The sequence below is a fragment of the Pseudomonas sp. CDFA 610 genome, assembly GCF_021147865.1.
GTDB classification, from domain to species: Bacteria; Pseudomonadota; Gammaproteobacteria; order Pseudomonadales; family Pseudomonadaceae; genus Aquipseudomonas; species Aquipseudomonas alliivorans.
This window is the reverse complement of the sequence record NZ_JAGTPM010000009.1, coordinates 229,151-242,533: the sequence shown is the minus strand read 5'-3', so window position 1 is coordinate 242,533 and position 13,383 is coordinate 229,151. Positions and strand designations below refer to the sequence as shown.

Here is a 13,383-nt window from a genome sequence, read left to right as displayed (position 1 = left end):
TCCTGATCGCAGACCTCTCAGGACACAGGCTCACCCGAGCCCCCTCAAAACTCCAGCTGCGCCGAGAACGCCACGGTTCGTGGATCGCCCAGGTAGCTGCTGTTCAGCCAGTATTCCTTGTTGGCCAGGTTGCTGACGTTAACCCGCAGGGTCAGGTCATTTTCCGAAACGCGCATCCGGTAGCGGGCGCCCGCGTCGAAGGTGGTGAACGACGGCAGGTCGTTTTCGTTGCTTTGGTCGGTGTACTGCTTGCCGGTGTAGAACGCGCCACCGGTCACCGCCAGGCCCGGCACCTGATTGATGTCGTACTCGGCGTAGACCTTGGCCAGTTGCTTGGCGACGTTGGTCGGCGCATTGCCTTCATCCGCCGCGACACCGGTTTTCTTGATCTTCGGATCCAGAAGCGTGAAGCCGCCCACCAGCGTCAGTTCGGGGATGACCTTGCCGGTCACGCTGAACTCCAGGCCGTTGTTTTCCTGTCGCCCGTCCACCACGTAGATGTTCGAGCCTGTGGTGTAGCCATTGGGCTTTTCGATGTTGAACAAGGCCAGGGTGAACAGCGTTTCGCCCAGTGTCGCCTTGGCACCGATTTCGTACTGTTCACTGACTTCCGGCGCAAACGCCTGACCCGCGTTGGCGGTGCCGCTCGGCGCGATGCCGCCCGACTGCAGCCCTTCGATGTACGTTGCGTAGGTGGTCAGCCACGGCACTGGCTTGTAAACCAGCGAGATGTTGGGCGAGGTCTTGCTTTCGTTGTACTTCGTTTCGGTCTCCGCCGAGCCAAAGGCTCTGGCGTAAACGAACTCGTTGGCATAAGTCTTGATCTGGGTGTGGGTCACGCCGAGGATCGTCGACCACTGTTCGTTGAACGTGATGACGTCACCGATCAGGAAGTTATTACTTTCGGTGCTGTTGGCCAGCCGCTGATTGCCATGCCCGATGGAATAAGCCGGCTTGCCGACCTGCGGGGTCTGGTCGAACGGGATGGTTCCCACCGGCGAGGTGTACTGCGGGCCGGGCTGAGCAGGTGTGTAAGGAATGTGGTCTTCATACTGTTTCTGGCGGGACGTGTTGCCCTGATAGCCCATCGTGACCTTGTGCTCGAGGAAACCGGTATCAAACGCCGCGTCGAGAAACAGCGAGCCGGTCTTTTCTTCGGTGTCGATAGGCGCGAAGGCGTAGAGCGGCTGCGAGTAAAGCCCGGCGCTGTAGACCGTAGGGCCTGTGTAGGTGTTTTCGCTGGTGTACTCCTGAGCAGCGAAAGCGGCGCGCAGGGTAAAGGTGTCATTCAGACGCCACTTGGCCCGCACGCCTGCCTTGTCCGATTCATAATCCGAAAACGACCATTTCTGGCTGTACAGCCTGTCGTTATCCAGCGAAGCGGCGCTCGGGCGCAGGGATTGGTCGCCGAAAAACCAGTAGCTGGTCAGGCCGCGAATCTGAGTCTTTTTATGCGAGGCGTCGAACTGCACCAGCAGGTCGTCGGAGACATTCCAGTCCAGCGCCAGCGAGATCATTTCGCGGCGACGCTTGTTCAGGTCGACGGCGGTTTCGCCATCCTGAGTCAACACGTTGAGGCGATAGGCGAACTGGCCTTCGCTGTCGATCGGGCCGCCGAAGTCACCATGCAAATAGTAGTTGTCGCCACCGGCATTGCCCAGGGTCACGCTGTTGTAGCGATCGTAGGTCGGGCGCTTGATCACGTAGTTGACCAGACCGCCTGGTGACGCAGGACCATAAAGGAAACCGGTCAGGCCGGTAATGACTTCCAGTTGCTCCATTTCTTCCAGGTAGTTGCTGCCGTCGGCACCGTTGGTGAAGCGCAGACCGTCGTTGGCAATGTTCAGACTGCCCGCGCTGCTGAAACCTCGGATGTTGACTGCGCTGGCATAACCGGCGCTGGTCGGGGAGTACATCTGGGTGAACGGGTTGTGCTTGATGACGTCGTCCAGCGACGTCGCCTGAATGTTCTTCAGCAACGCCTGCGGCGTCACGCTGATGGAATACGGCGCATCCTGAAGCTTCATGCCACCCAACGCACCGACGCTGCTGACGTTCTCGCTGCGATAACCGGCGGCTTCAGACCCTTCGGCAGCCGAGGCACGGGCATTAATGGTCACGTCCGACAGGTTCAGTGTGCCCTCTTCCATTGCCATCAGCGTGTAAGTCCCCGCGCTGCTCTGCACCAGTTGCAGGCCGCTGCCGCGCAACGCTTCACGCAAGGCACCGGCGGCGTCGAACTGGCCTTTGACCGGCGCACTGGATTTTCCGGCAGCCAGCGCAGGATCGAGGCTCAGCGCCAGACCGCTCTGGCTGGCAATCTGGTTCAAGGCCGTCGCCAGAGGCGCGGACGGCAGGTCGTAGGATTGAACGCCGGCAGCCTGTTGCGCCGCCATCAGCAAGGGGCTGGCCAACGGTGTACAGAGGGCAATGGCCATCGCCAACATGCTGGGGCGCAAAAGGGTGTCTAACGAACGGGACATCGGGCAACTCCTGGCTGGAATATTCTCAATGCCTGTTAGCCGGGCGAAACGCCGAAAGTGACAGGGCTGATTGAAAACAATTCCGTTTCAGGGCATCGGCCAGATGACAAAAGACTGAAGTAGCGCGGCTGCGTCAGTCCAGTTTCAGGTGCGAGGTGTCCGGCGCGGCGCGGGTACTGGCGCGTGGGGCCTGCCCCATGTCGCTGCCCACTGGCGCCACGCTGAGCCTGGACAGGTCCAGTTGCGGGACGACCGGCTCGGGTTTGGGATCCTGCATATCGCTGCCCGCCTCGGCTACGGAATAGTCCGGCGCATCAACATCGGAGAAGGCGGCCATGTAGGCGTCGCGCGGCTTGATCTGCAGGCGACCGGGACGCACTGGCGTCTTGCGCAGCCAGGTGGGCTCATCGGGCGGGCGGGCCAGCTCGACTTCCTCCATCTCCTGCACCTCAGCGGCGGGCAGCGCTTCCACCGGCTGCGCGGCTTGCTCGGGTTGCGGCACCGGGGGTTTCATCATGACAACCCTGGCGACAGCCCCCGCGCGCTCCAGCGTGGCGCGATACTTTTCGGCGGTTTGCTCATCAAGGTTGTTCTTGAGGACCAATCGTCGCCCCGAAAACAATAACTCCAGACGCGACTCGTCTGCCTGGAACAGCTTTCCCAGATTGGCTTTGACCCTCTCAGGCTGGGCACCTTCGACCAAACTGCCGTCGAAGACGATCTCATAACGACTCATTCGGTACACCCGTCAGCACGTGAACAAAGTATGGCGCAGGCCCGAACCTCGGAACAAGCAGGTTACCCCTGCCCGTCAAATTGCTAAACTCGGGCCTCTTACGGAGCAATCTCATGTTTTCTCAGGCGCACATTACAAGAACGCTAAGCCTTGCGCTGCTCATGCTTGGGCTCACGGGATGCTCGGTCTGGAGTTTTGACAGTTTTCAGGACCCGGAAGTGCATTTGCTGAGGGTCCAGGTCGTCAAGGCCAGGCTTACGCAACAGGATTTCAAGCTGCACTTCGAGATTGATAACCCCAACGACTCGCGTGTTCTGGTCCGGGCACTTCAGTACAGGATCAGTCTCAATGACGTGGTGCTGGTCGACGACAGGTCCAACGACTGGTTTTTCGTCGATGCTCACAGCCGCAGGACCTTTGTGGTACCCATCCGCACCAACCTCTGGCGGCATGCAAAATACCTTGCCCAATTGTTGAAAAAGCCCGACGAGAGCATTCACTACCGGCTTGAAGGCAAGCTCAAGACGGGACTGCTGTTCAGGAATACCATTCGAATAGGCCGCTCGGGTGATGTAGCGCCTGAAGAATTGATCCACAGGCGCTGATACCTCAGCGCTAGCCTCCCAACCTGCCCTTGACCAGTTCCATCAGAAATTTCCAGATGTCTGCCGCCCGCAGCGCGCGGTTGATGGCCGCGATCAGCGATCCCCCGAAAGAGCCCAGCAGGAAGCCTATACCGGTAATGTTGCGAGGCTCGTTCACACCCAGATAATTGCTGGCGATGCCGGTCAGAAACACTGCGCAGGCGACACCCGTGATCAAAAACACCAACCAGCCGCGCACGTCGATGAGACTTGCCTTATGCCACCAGCCGGAAATGATGGCACCGACCAGACCTGCCACCAGCCATTCGAATCTGTCTACCAAGCCACTCAAAAGCTCCATGAGCCTGACTCCGTACAAAAGATGATGAGGTTTACGCACTGTCGAGTTTCAGGATTGAGATAAAAATTAAGCATGCTTAAATAAATCGTCAAGCTTGCTGAACGTAAAGCGTTGGATACAGAACGCAGGTGGAAAATGCTTGCGAGCCATGGTGAGGACGCAGAGCGTTCAGGGCGCCATTACCCTGCGAGCCTGTGAGTGATCGACAACTCACCCCTGTCCAGGCACCGAGTAACCGCCATTTCAGCCATCGATATACCGCTTCCAGCCAATCCACACCGAACCGTCTTCCCGACGATCAACCTGAATACCTTCGGTTTCTTCGATTTCCTGAAGCACGGTGTCCCAGATCTCGGAAGGCTCCCCATCAAGACGGGTAACCGTGATGAACTGGACCTTCTGCACATCTGGCGACGCCACCATGCGCTGGATGCGTCGTCCGATCTGCTCGTAGGAAAAGGACGCGTTTGTTGCTGAATACAGATCGCTAGCCATGACAACCTCCTTGGCAAAACTGTATTTATATACAGTATTCCAGCCGTAGGAAGTCAGCAAGGTGCATGTAGGAAAAGTATCGACTCGGCGTCGGCGAGAAAAGACTCGCAGGCCTTGCCAGACAAGGCTCAGAGCCTGCCGGTCATCCGTACCGCCACGCCGATTATGCGACAGTCGGCACCGCACTCGATCATTCGATACGCAGGGTTAAGGGGTTTGAGATAGCGAACGCCGCCGTCTTCGACCAGTTTCTTGAACGTTGCCTCGTTGCTGGCCGGCAGTTTGGCAATGACCAGTTTGCCTGGCTGCACATCGGCCTCGGTGTCCACCAGAATCATCATTCCTTCAGGTACGCTGACGCCTGTCGGCGCGGTCATGGAATCGCCTTTGACCTCCAGCCAGAATGCCGGTCCCTTGGAGTCGTAGTCGGAAATCTCATAGCGGTCGGAAAAGCCCTCCGGGTAAGGCTCGACGGCTTCTTCCCACGAGCCCGCCGAGACCCAACTGATCACCGGATAACGGAACGACATTTTCGGCTGATCGATCAACGCGACGTTGGCGTCATGAGGCGAATCGCGCTCCGGCCCTTCGCCGATCGCAAGCCATTCGGCGCGAAAGCCCGTGGCCTTGGCCAGTGCATATAGATTCTCAGGGCGCAGGCTTTTGCTCTCGCCACTCACCCATTGCGTGACGGCTGAATTGGCCACGCCACATGCGGCAGCAATTTCACCCTTCTTCTTGCCACTCAAGCCGATGGCGCGGGCGATACGTTCATGTCTGTTCATAAGCTGTGCCTCACAACGCTTGAGAAAATTAAAGCGAACGTCTGGCGCCGCGAATGTAAGCATGCTTAAAAAAGACAACTATTTCCAGAAAAAAACACCGCAATACAGTCAGCGGCCATTTGCGGGATAATGCGCGTCGATTTAATTGCGGAGTAAACCCGATGAACCAGCAAGCCCATGTTCATGGTCCTGATTGCAACCACGATCATGATCATCACGACCACCAGCACGGCCACGTTCATGGCCCGAACTGCGGTCACGCCCATCAGGAGCCTGTGCGTAATACGTTGAAGGACGTAGGTCGCAACGACCCTTGCCCATGTGGCAGCGACAAGAAATTCAAGAAATGCCACGGCGCGTAACCTGCCGGCTTTTCTGCCAACGGCCTGCATTGCAGGCCGTTTTCATATGTACGACACGCCAAGGGAAGCGTAAAACGAAGGATCACGATCACCCACAAGGAGCACTCAATGATCGACCTGCACTACTGGACCACGCCCAACGGTCACAAAATCAGCCTGTTTCTGGAAGAGTCCGGCCTGGCGTATAAAGTGTTTCCGGTAAACATCGGCAAGAACGAGCAGTTCGAGCCCGACTTCTTGAGTATCTCCCCCAACAACCGTATCCCGGCCATTGTCGATCACGACCCGGCTGACGGTGGCGCACCGCTGAGCCTGTTCGAATCAGGCGCCATTCTGTTGTATCTGGCCGAAAAGACCGGACGCTTCATACCGAGCGATCTGCGCGGTCGCCAGGAAGTCTCGCAATGGCTGTTCTGGCAGATGGGAGGACTGGGACCGATGGCTGGGCAGAATCATCACTTCAATCGTTTCGCCAAAGAGAAGATCCCCTACGCGATCGAGCGCTACGTCAACGAAACCGCCCGCCTTTATGGCGTGTTGAACAAACGCCTGGCTGATCGCGACTTTGTGGCAGGCAGCGACTACAGCATCGCGGACATGGCGATCTACCCGTGGATCGTGCCACACACCTACCAGCAGCAGGATCTGAACGACTTCCCGCATCTCAAGCGCTGGTTTGAAAGCATCGCCACTCGTGACGCCACAAAACGGGCTTACGCGCTGGCCGAGCGGATCAACCCTTCCAAAGCCTGACGCCTTGCAAGCGTGCTACCGGCGAGGCTGGCACGCCGTTCTTTGTAAAATCCTGAAATAACTCGCCCTGCCTGCTTGCGTGCCGACTGACGGCTCACTAACGTAGCGGCTTTTGTACATATCCCCTCCAGGAGCTTGCCCATGGCCTCGCCAGCCTTTCTACATTTTCTGCCTCGATTTGGCGCTGCCGCCGCTGCGGTGAGTTTCCTGAGCCTGGCGGGTTGCCAACTGGGCGGCGGTGATAACGACACCCTGCTCCCGGCCTCCGGGACTTTCGCGCTCAAAGGCCTGGCGCAGAACGTGTCGGTACGACGCAACAGCATGGGCATGCCGCTGATTGAAAGCAGCACCTATCACGACGCGCTGTTTACGCTGGGCTATGTACATGCCGCAGATCGCATCAGCCAGATGCTCGGCATGCGTCTGTTGGCGCAGGGCCGTCTGTCGGAAATGGCAGGGCCCGATGCGCTGGAGGTGGATCGCCTGATGCGTTCGGTCAATCTGAAGCAGAACGCGAGCGACCTTTACAATGCCTCGTCGCCACGCCTCAAACGCTTCTTCGACGTCTATGCACGCGGCGTGAACGCCTACCTGTTCCGCTATCGCGACAAGCTGCCTGCCGATGTCGCCAACTCGGGCTACAAGCCTGAGTACTGGAAACCTGAAGACTCGGCGCTGATTTTCGCCCTGCTCAACTTCAGCCAGTCGGTCAATCTTCAGGAAGAACTGTCAGGGCTGGTGCTCGCACAGAAAGTCGGGGCTGACAAACTGGCCTGGCTGCTGCCCACCTACCCCGATGAAGAATTGCCGTTCGCCGAGGCTGACAAGCTCAAAGGCCTGAACCTCAATAATCAGGTCAATGACCTGAGCGACCTGAACAAGGTCGCGCTGCAACTCTCCGACCTGAACATGCTGGGCGTCGCCGCCTCGAGCAACTGGGCCATCGCGCCGCAGCGCAGCCGCAGTGGCAAAAGCCTGTTGGCCAGCGACATGCAGTTTCCTGGCGGTCTGAACTCGGCCTGGAGTTTCGTGCAGATCCGTGCGCCGAAATATCAGGTGTCCGGCGTCTCCATCGCCGGCCTGCCGCTGGTGCTCAGTGGCTTCAACGGCAAGCTGGCCTGGAGCATGAGCAATGTCAAAGGCGACAACCAGGACCTGTTCCTGGAGAAGATCAAGCGCGAAGGCAATCGTGTGTCCTACATGGCCGACGGCAAATGGGTACCCGCCATCGCCCACGATGAGACCTTTCTGGTCAAAGGCAACCGCGCGGTTCGCGAAACGGTTTACGCGACCCGTCACGGCGCGTTGCTCAACGCCAGCGCCACACCCCCCGGCAACGGCCTGAGCCTGGCGCTGCAAACGCCGAGTTTCAAGGACGACAAGACGCTGGACGCCTTCTTCGATCTGTCACGTGCGCCCAACGTGGAAAAAGCGTTCGACACCAGCCGCGAGATTCGGGCGATCACCCTGAACATGGTCTTTGCCGACGCCTCCAACATCGGCTGGCAGGTCACGGGCCGCTTCCCGAACCGTCGTGAAGGCCAGGGCCTGCTGCCTTCGCCGGGCTGGGAAGGCAAGTACGACTGGGACGGTTTTGCCGATTCGATGCTGCACCCGTACGACCAGGACCCTCGTCAGGGCTGGATCGCGACAGCCAACCAGCGCACGATTCCGAAAGGCTATGGCATGCAGCTCTCCAACTCGTGGGGTAACCCGGAGCGCGCCGAGCGGATTGCCGAACTGGCCAACAGTGGCAAGCAGGATCTGCGTAGCACCGTCGCCATGCAGTACGACCAGACCACAACTTTCGCCGCCAAACTCAAGACCATGTTCGAAGCGCCGGGCATGAGCAAACCATTGAAACAGGCCATCGACACGCTGCCCGAGGCCGAGCGTAACAAGGCACGCGAGGCCTATACCCGCCTGATGGCGTTCGACGGCAAGCTGAGCGCCACCTCGGCTGACGCTGCGTTGTATGAGTTGTTCCTGCAGGAAAGCGCCAGACAGATTTTCCTTGATGAGCTGGGTCCTGAAACCAGTCCGGCGTGGCAGGCACTGGTCGCCAATGCCGGCTCTTCTTACTCGCCGCAGGCCGATCACCTGCTGGGCCGTGACGACAGTCCTTATTGGGACGACGTCAAAACCCCGCAGAAAGAAGACAAGCCTGCGATTCTGGCGCGAAGTCTGGCCGCAGCCGTTACCAGCGGCGACAGCCTGCTGGGCAGCGATCACAAGGCTTGGCAATGGGGCAAACTGCATCGCGACAACTGGACCGCGAGCAGTCCGCTGGTCAAGCAGATGGGCGGCGTCGAATACAACCGCAGCGCCGTTGCGGCGGGCGGCGACCACACGACCATCAACGCGTCCGGCTATGAATGGGGCAAAGGCTTCGATGCGCGCATGGCTCCGGGCCTGCGCATGATCGTGGACTTCAGTCTGGTGGAACCCATGACTGGCCTGATCAGCACCGGCCAGTCCGGCAACCCGGCCAGCCCGTACTACGCCAACAGCATCGAGCCCTGGCTCAAGGCGCAATACATGTCGATGCCATTGCAGCAGTCGAACTACGAAAAGGGCTACGGCAAACAGCGTCTGACACTGACGCCAGGCAAGTAACGCACTCAGTACCCACCACAGGCCGGGATGCGAAGCGTCCCGGCATTCACTCCCACGCGCAGCGCTCATCGTTCCATACAAGTCCTCTTGCAGGAGCACGATGATGATCGTTCCCGTCACTCTGCGTGGGCATGCAGCCCGGCACTGCTCTGCTTCCCATTGGAGCGGGTCACGCAGGTATTCTGCGCTGCGTGAGGAACGATCAGGGCCCGCATGTCCCAAAACTCCACGAACTTCCCGCCCGGCACCGGCTCATAGCTAACAAGCCCATCCATACGGTTGTCCCATGGATCTTGTCGTAGCGCGCCCCGAAGGTTTGTATTGTCCACCCGGTGATTTCTACATCGACCCTTGGCGTCCGGTCGAGCGGGCGGTGATTACTCATGCGCACGGCGACCACGCTCGCACCGGGAATGAACGTTACCTGTCGGCCGCCAGCGGCGAGGGGATTCTGCGTTCGCGCCTGGGTCAGGACATCAATCTGCAAACCCTCGAGTACGGCGAGCAAATCACCCATCACGGCGTCAAGCTCAGCCTGCATCCGGCCGGTCATGTGCTGGGCTCGGCGCAGGTGCGGCTGGAATACGAGGGCGAAGTCTGGGTTGCCTCGGGCGATTACAAAGTCGAACCCGACGGCACATGCGCAACCTTCGAACCGGTGCGTTGCCACACCTTCATCACTGAATCGACCTTCGGCCTGCCCATCTACCGATGGGCCCCGCAGTCGCAGATATTCGAGGGCATCAATGACTGGTGGCGCGCCAATGCCGAACAGGGCAAGGCGAGCGTGCTGTTCGCCTACTCCTTCGGCAAGGCGCAACGCATCCTGCACGGCATCGACTCCAGCATCGGCCCGATATTGGTGCACGGCGCAGTCGAGCCGTTGAATCGCGTGTACCGTGAAGGCGGCATTCGAATCCCCGAAACCCACTACGCAGGTGACTTCAAAAAAACCGACCCGGCTTTGCGTCAGGCACTCATTCTCGCCCCGCCATCGGCAGGCGGCAGCAGTTGGATGAAGCGCTTCGGCGAGTACAGCGATGCGTTCGCCAGTGGCTGGATGATGCTGCGCGGTACACGACGTCGGCGCGGTGTGGATCGGGGCTTTGTGCTGTCCGACCACGCCGACTGGCCGGGCCTGTTGTGGGCCATCGAACAGACCGGCGCGGAACGGGTGATGGTCACCCACGGTTCGGTCGGCGTGCTGGTGCGCTACCTGCGCGAGCTGGGGCTGGACGCGCAAGGCTTTACCACCGAATACGGCGATGAAGACGACTCAAACACCCCAGCGCAGGCAGAGCCGGAGAGCACAGGCGAGGCACAGTCATGAAAGCCTTCGCCGAGCTTTACACCCGGTTGGACGCCACCACTTCGAGCAACGCCAAGCTCGCAGCCATGCGCGAGTATTTTGAACAGGCAGACCCGCAGGACGCCGCCTGGGCGGTGTATTTTTTGTCCGGCGGACGCCCTCGGCAACTGGTGCCGACCCGCATCCTGCGCGAACAGGCCATGACGCTCGGTAATCTGCCGGAATGGCTGTTCGAGGAAAGCTATCAGGCGGTTGGTGATCTGGCGGAAACTCTCTCCCTGCTGCTGCCACAGGCCGAGCACAGCAACGAGCAAGGCCTGGCGCTGTGGATGGAAGAAAAGCTGCTGCCATTGCGCGGCCTGCCGCCTGAAGAACTGGCGGAGCGCTTACCTGCGTTCTGGTCGCAACTGGATCGAAGCAGCCTGATGGTGTGCATAAAGCTGATCACCGGCAGCTTCCGGGTGGGCGTCTCGAAACTGCTGGTCACTCGCGCCCTCGCCGCGCTGGCAGACATCGACAGCAAACGGGTCGCCCAACGTCTGGTGGGCTACACCGACCTCTCGCACCGGCCAAGCGCAGAGGGTTATCTCAAACTGATCGCCGCCGAGTCGGAAGATGAACATGCACAGCGTGGCGGCCAGCCCTACCCGTTCTTTCTCGCCCACTCGCTGCAGCAGCCTGCCGACCAGTTCGAAGAACTGCTGGGCGCTGCCGAGAACTGGCAGGTGGAATGGAAGTGGGATGGCATTCGTGCGCAACTTGTAAAACGCGACGGGCGATTGTGGATCTGGTCGCGTGGCGAAGAACTGGTGACCGACCGCTTTCCCGAACTGCACAGTCTGGTCCAGTATCTGCCCGACGGCACCGTGATCGACGGCGAAATCGTGGTCTGGAAAGCGCCGGACGCCACACCCGACAGCAAAGCGGAGTTTGCGCTGGACAGCGAGGCACCGCAGGCCAGTCCGTCGGTTCAACCCTTCGCCTTGCTGCAGCAGCGTATCGGGCGCAAGACGCTGGGCAAGAAGATCCTCGCGGATGTGCCGGTCGTGATCCTGGCTTACGACCTGCTCGAATGGGAAGGCCACGACTGGCGCAGCCGACCGCAACACGAGCGTCGTACGCAGCTTGAAGTCTTGATCGACGAAGCACGCAGCGACGTGCTGCTGCCCTCCCCGGTACTGACCGGCAAGGATTGGCTGGACCTGGCCAACCAGCGCGAAGCGTCCCGCAGCCTGGGCGTCGAAGGCATGATGCTCAAGGCGCGTGATTCGCTGTACGGCGTCGGCCGCACCAAGGACATGGGCGTGTGGTGGAAATGGAAGGTCGACCCTTTCAGCGTGGACGCGGTGCTGATCTATGCACAACGTGGCCATGGACGGCGGGCCAGTCTGTACAGCGATTACACCTTCGCGGTGTGGGATGGTCCGCCCGAATCAAGCGAACGCACCCTCGTGCCGTTCGCCAAAGCCTACTCCGGGCTGACTGATGAAGAAATGCGCAAGGTTGACGCCATCGTGCGCAAGACCACGGTCGAGAAGTTTGGCCCGGTCAGCAGCGTGACGCCCACGCTCGTGTTCGAACTGGGCTTCGAAGGTATCGCCCTGTCCAAGCGCCACAAAAGCGGCATTGCCGTGCGGTTCCCACGCATGCTGCGCTGGCGACAGGACAAACCGGTGGCCGAAGCTGACAGTCTGGCCACGCTCCAAGACCTGCTGAGCTGACGCACCTGAAGGGTGCGCTCGAAATGCAGCGCACCAAACAGGATCATTTCTACTCACTGCGTCGCCGCTCGCACGCCCGGGCCGTTACGAATCTGCTTCACCTGTCCGCTATCCAGTGATCCGCCTTGCAGAAAAACGCCGTGCCCGTAGACCTCAACGGCGATGAGCAGGCAGAACGCCATGCATTTATATGAAATAGCGACAACCGCTTACACTTCAAACGCACGTTCGTCTCTCTGGTTCGGAAATTGCTACTTTTAGAACATCTGGCCTACGCCGGTAGCAACAAGCCTCGCGTGTTCCCAACACCCCTATCAGGTTTTAAGGACTGAATAATGAAAAAAGCATGGCTGACCCTTTCCGCACTGGCTTTGTGCCTGGCCGCTGGTAACACAATGGCCAAGGAGTACAAGGAACTGCGCTTTGGCGTCGATCCTTCTTACGCACCGTTCGAATCCAAAGCCGCCGACGGCAGCCTGGTGGGCTTCGATATCGATCTGGGCAACGCCATCTGCAAAGAGCTGAAAGTAAAGTGCAAGTGGGTCGAAAGTGATTTCGACGGCATGATTCCTGGTCTGAAAGCCCGCAAGTTCGACGGCGTGATCTCGTCCATGACCGTGACCCCGGCTCGCGAGAAAGTCATCGACTTCTCCAACGAACTGTTCTCCGGCCCGACCTCGCTGGTGTTCAAGAAAGGTGCAGGCCTCACCGCCGATCCGGCCAGCCTCAAAGGCAAGACCGTGGGCTATGAGCAAGGCACCATCCAGGAAGCCTACGCCAAGGCCGTACTTGATAAGGCCGGCGTGAAAACCCAGGCCTACGCCAACCAGGACCAGGTTTACGCGGACCTGACCTCCGGCCGTCTGGACGCCTCCATCCAGGACATGCTGCAGGCCGAACTGGGCTTCCTGAAATCGCCAGCCGGTGCCGACTACGAAGTCAGCAAGCCAATCGACAGCGAGCTGCTGCCAGCCAAGACAGCCATCGGCATCGCCAAGGGCAACAAAGAGCTGAAAGCGCTACTCGATAAAGGCATCAAAGCCTTGCACGATGACGGCACCTACGCCGAAATCCAGAAGAAGCACTTCGGCGACCTGAATCTGTACAGCGGAAAATAACACCCCGACGCCCATCGATTTCGGCGATGATTCGCCGCCCTCTTCGATGGGCGTTTCTGT

At 59.5% G+C, this 13,383-nt stretch carries 13 protein-coding genes; 7 read left to right on the top strand and 6 right to left on the bottom strand.

Going from position 1 to position 13,383, the window contains the following annotated elements:
- Positions 1 to 44: 44 nt before the first annotated feature.
- Positions 45 to 2,483, bottom strand: coding sequence for a TonB-dependent receptor (locus KDX39_RS18405; RefSeq protein WP_231661333.1), 2,439 nt, complete (start codon positions 2,481 to 2,483; stop codon positions 45 to 47).
- Positions 2,484 to 2,616: 133 nt separating this feature from the next.
- Positions 2,617 to 3,219 carry a hypothetical protein gene (locus tag KDX39_RS18400; protein ID WP_231661332.1) on the bottom strand — a complete coding sequence of 201 codons (603 nt, stop codon included), beginning with the start codon at positions 3,217 to 3,219 and terminating at the stop codon, positions 2,617 to 2,619.
- 113 nt (positions 3,220 to 3,332) lie between these two features.
- Here KDX39_RS18400 and KDX39_RS18395 point away from each other — a divergent pair, with 113 nt between their 5' ends.
- On the top strand, positions 3,333 to 3,824 hold the full coding sequence (locus tag KDX39_RS18395) for an LEA type 2 family protein (RefSeq protein WP_231661331.1): 492 nt from the start codon (positions 3,333 to 3,335) through the stop codon (positions 3,822 to 3,824).
- 10 nt (positions 3,825 to 3,834) lie between these two features.
- On the opposite strand, the gene KDX39_RS18390 is transcribed toward KDX39_RS18395, so the two are convergent.
- From KDX39_RS18390 to KDX39_RS18380, 3 genes are all read right to left on the bottom strand, one after another.
- The gene (locus KDX39_RS18390; protein WP_231661330.1) at positions 3,835 to 4,164 is read right to left on the bottom strand and encodes an MFS transporter; all 330 of its coding nucleotides are present in this window, start codon (positions 4,162 to 4,164) and stop codon (positions 3,835 to 3,837) included.
- Positions 4,165 to 4,407: 243 nt separating this feature from the next.
- A complete protein-coding gene (locus KDX39_RS18385; RefSeq protein WP_099226091.1) occupies positions 4,408 to 4,659 on the bottom strand; it encodes a DUF1654 domain-containing protein in 252 nt (83 codons plus the stop codon).
- Between the two features lie 128 nt (positions 4,660 to 4,787).
- The gene (locus KDX39_RS18380; protein ID WP_099226092.1) at positions 4,788 to 5,444 is read right to left on the bottom strand and encodes a LexA family protein; all 657 of its coding nucleotides are present in this window, start codon (positions 5,442 to 5,444) and stop codon (positions 4,788 to 4,790) included.
- Positions 5,445 to 5,605: 161 nt separating this feature from the next.
- Here KDX39_RS18380 and KDX39_RS18375 point away from each other — a divergent pair, with 161 nt between their 5' ends.
- From KDX39_RS18375 to KDX39_RS18365, 3 genes are all read left to right on the top strand, one after another.
- Positions 5,606 to 5,806, top strand: a complete 201-nt coding sequence (locus KDX39_RS18375) for an SEC-C metal-binding domain-containing protein (protein ID WP_005764888.1) — start codon at positions 5,606 to 5,608, stop codon at positions 5,804 to 5,806.
- Positions 5,807 to 5,914: 108 nt separating this feature from the next.
- Entirely contained in the window at positions 5,915 to 6,559 is a 645-nt protein-coding gene (locus KDX39_RS18370) for a glutathione binding-like protein (RefSeq protein ID WP_231661329.1), read from the top strand.
- Between the two features lie 141 nt (positions 6,560 to 6,700).
- Positions 6,701 to 9,175 (top strand): penicillin acylase family protein, encoded by a 2,475-nt coding sequence (locus KDX39_RS18365; RefSeq protein WP_231661328.1) that lies wholly within the window; start codon positions 6,701 to 6,703, stop codon positions 9,173 to 9,175.
- Positions 9,176 to 9,291: 116 nt separating this feature from the next.
- Here KDX39_RS18365 and KDX39_RS18360 read toward each other — a convergent pair whose 3' ends face one another.
- Entirely contained in the window at positions 9,292 to 9,450 is a 159-nt protein-coding gene (locus KDX39_RS18360) for a hypothetical protein (RefSeq protein ID WP_231661327.1), read from the bottom strand.
- An 11-nt stretch (positions 9,451 to 9,461) separates the two neighbouring features.
- Between KDX39_RS18360 and KDX39_RS18355 the strand changes: the two genes are divergently transcribed.
- From KDX39_RS18355 to KDX39_RS18345, 3 genes are all read left to right on the top strand, one after another.
- Positions 9,462 to 10,505 carry a ligase-associated DNA damage response exonuclease gene (locus KDX39_RS18355; protein WP_231661326.1) on the top strand — a complete coding sequence of 348 codons (1,044 nt, stop codon included), beginning with the start codon at positions 9,462 to 9,464 and terminating at the stop codon, positions 10,503 to 10,505.
- A complete protein-coding gene (locus KDX39_RS18350) occupies positions 10,502 to 12,205 on the top strand; it encodes an ATP-dependent DNA ligase (protein ID WP_231661325.1) in 1,704 nt (567 codons plus the stop codon). Before KDX39_RS18355 ends, KDX39_RS18350 begins: the two co-directional genes overlap by 4 nt.
- A 335-nt stretch (positions 12,206 to 12,540) precedes the next feature.
- On the top strand, positions 12,541 to 13,323 hold the full coding sequence (locus KDX39_RS18345) for a transporter substrate-binding domain-containing protein (RefSeq protein WP_231661324.1): 783 nt from the start codon (positions 12,541 to 12,543) through the stop codon (positions 13,321 to 13,323).
- The last annotated feature ends 60 nt before the right edge of the window (positions 13,324 to 13,383 follow it).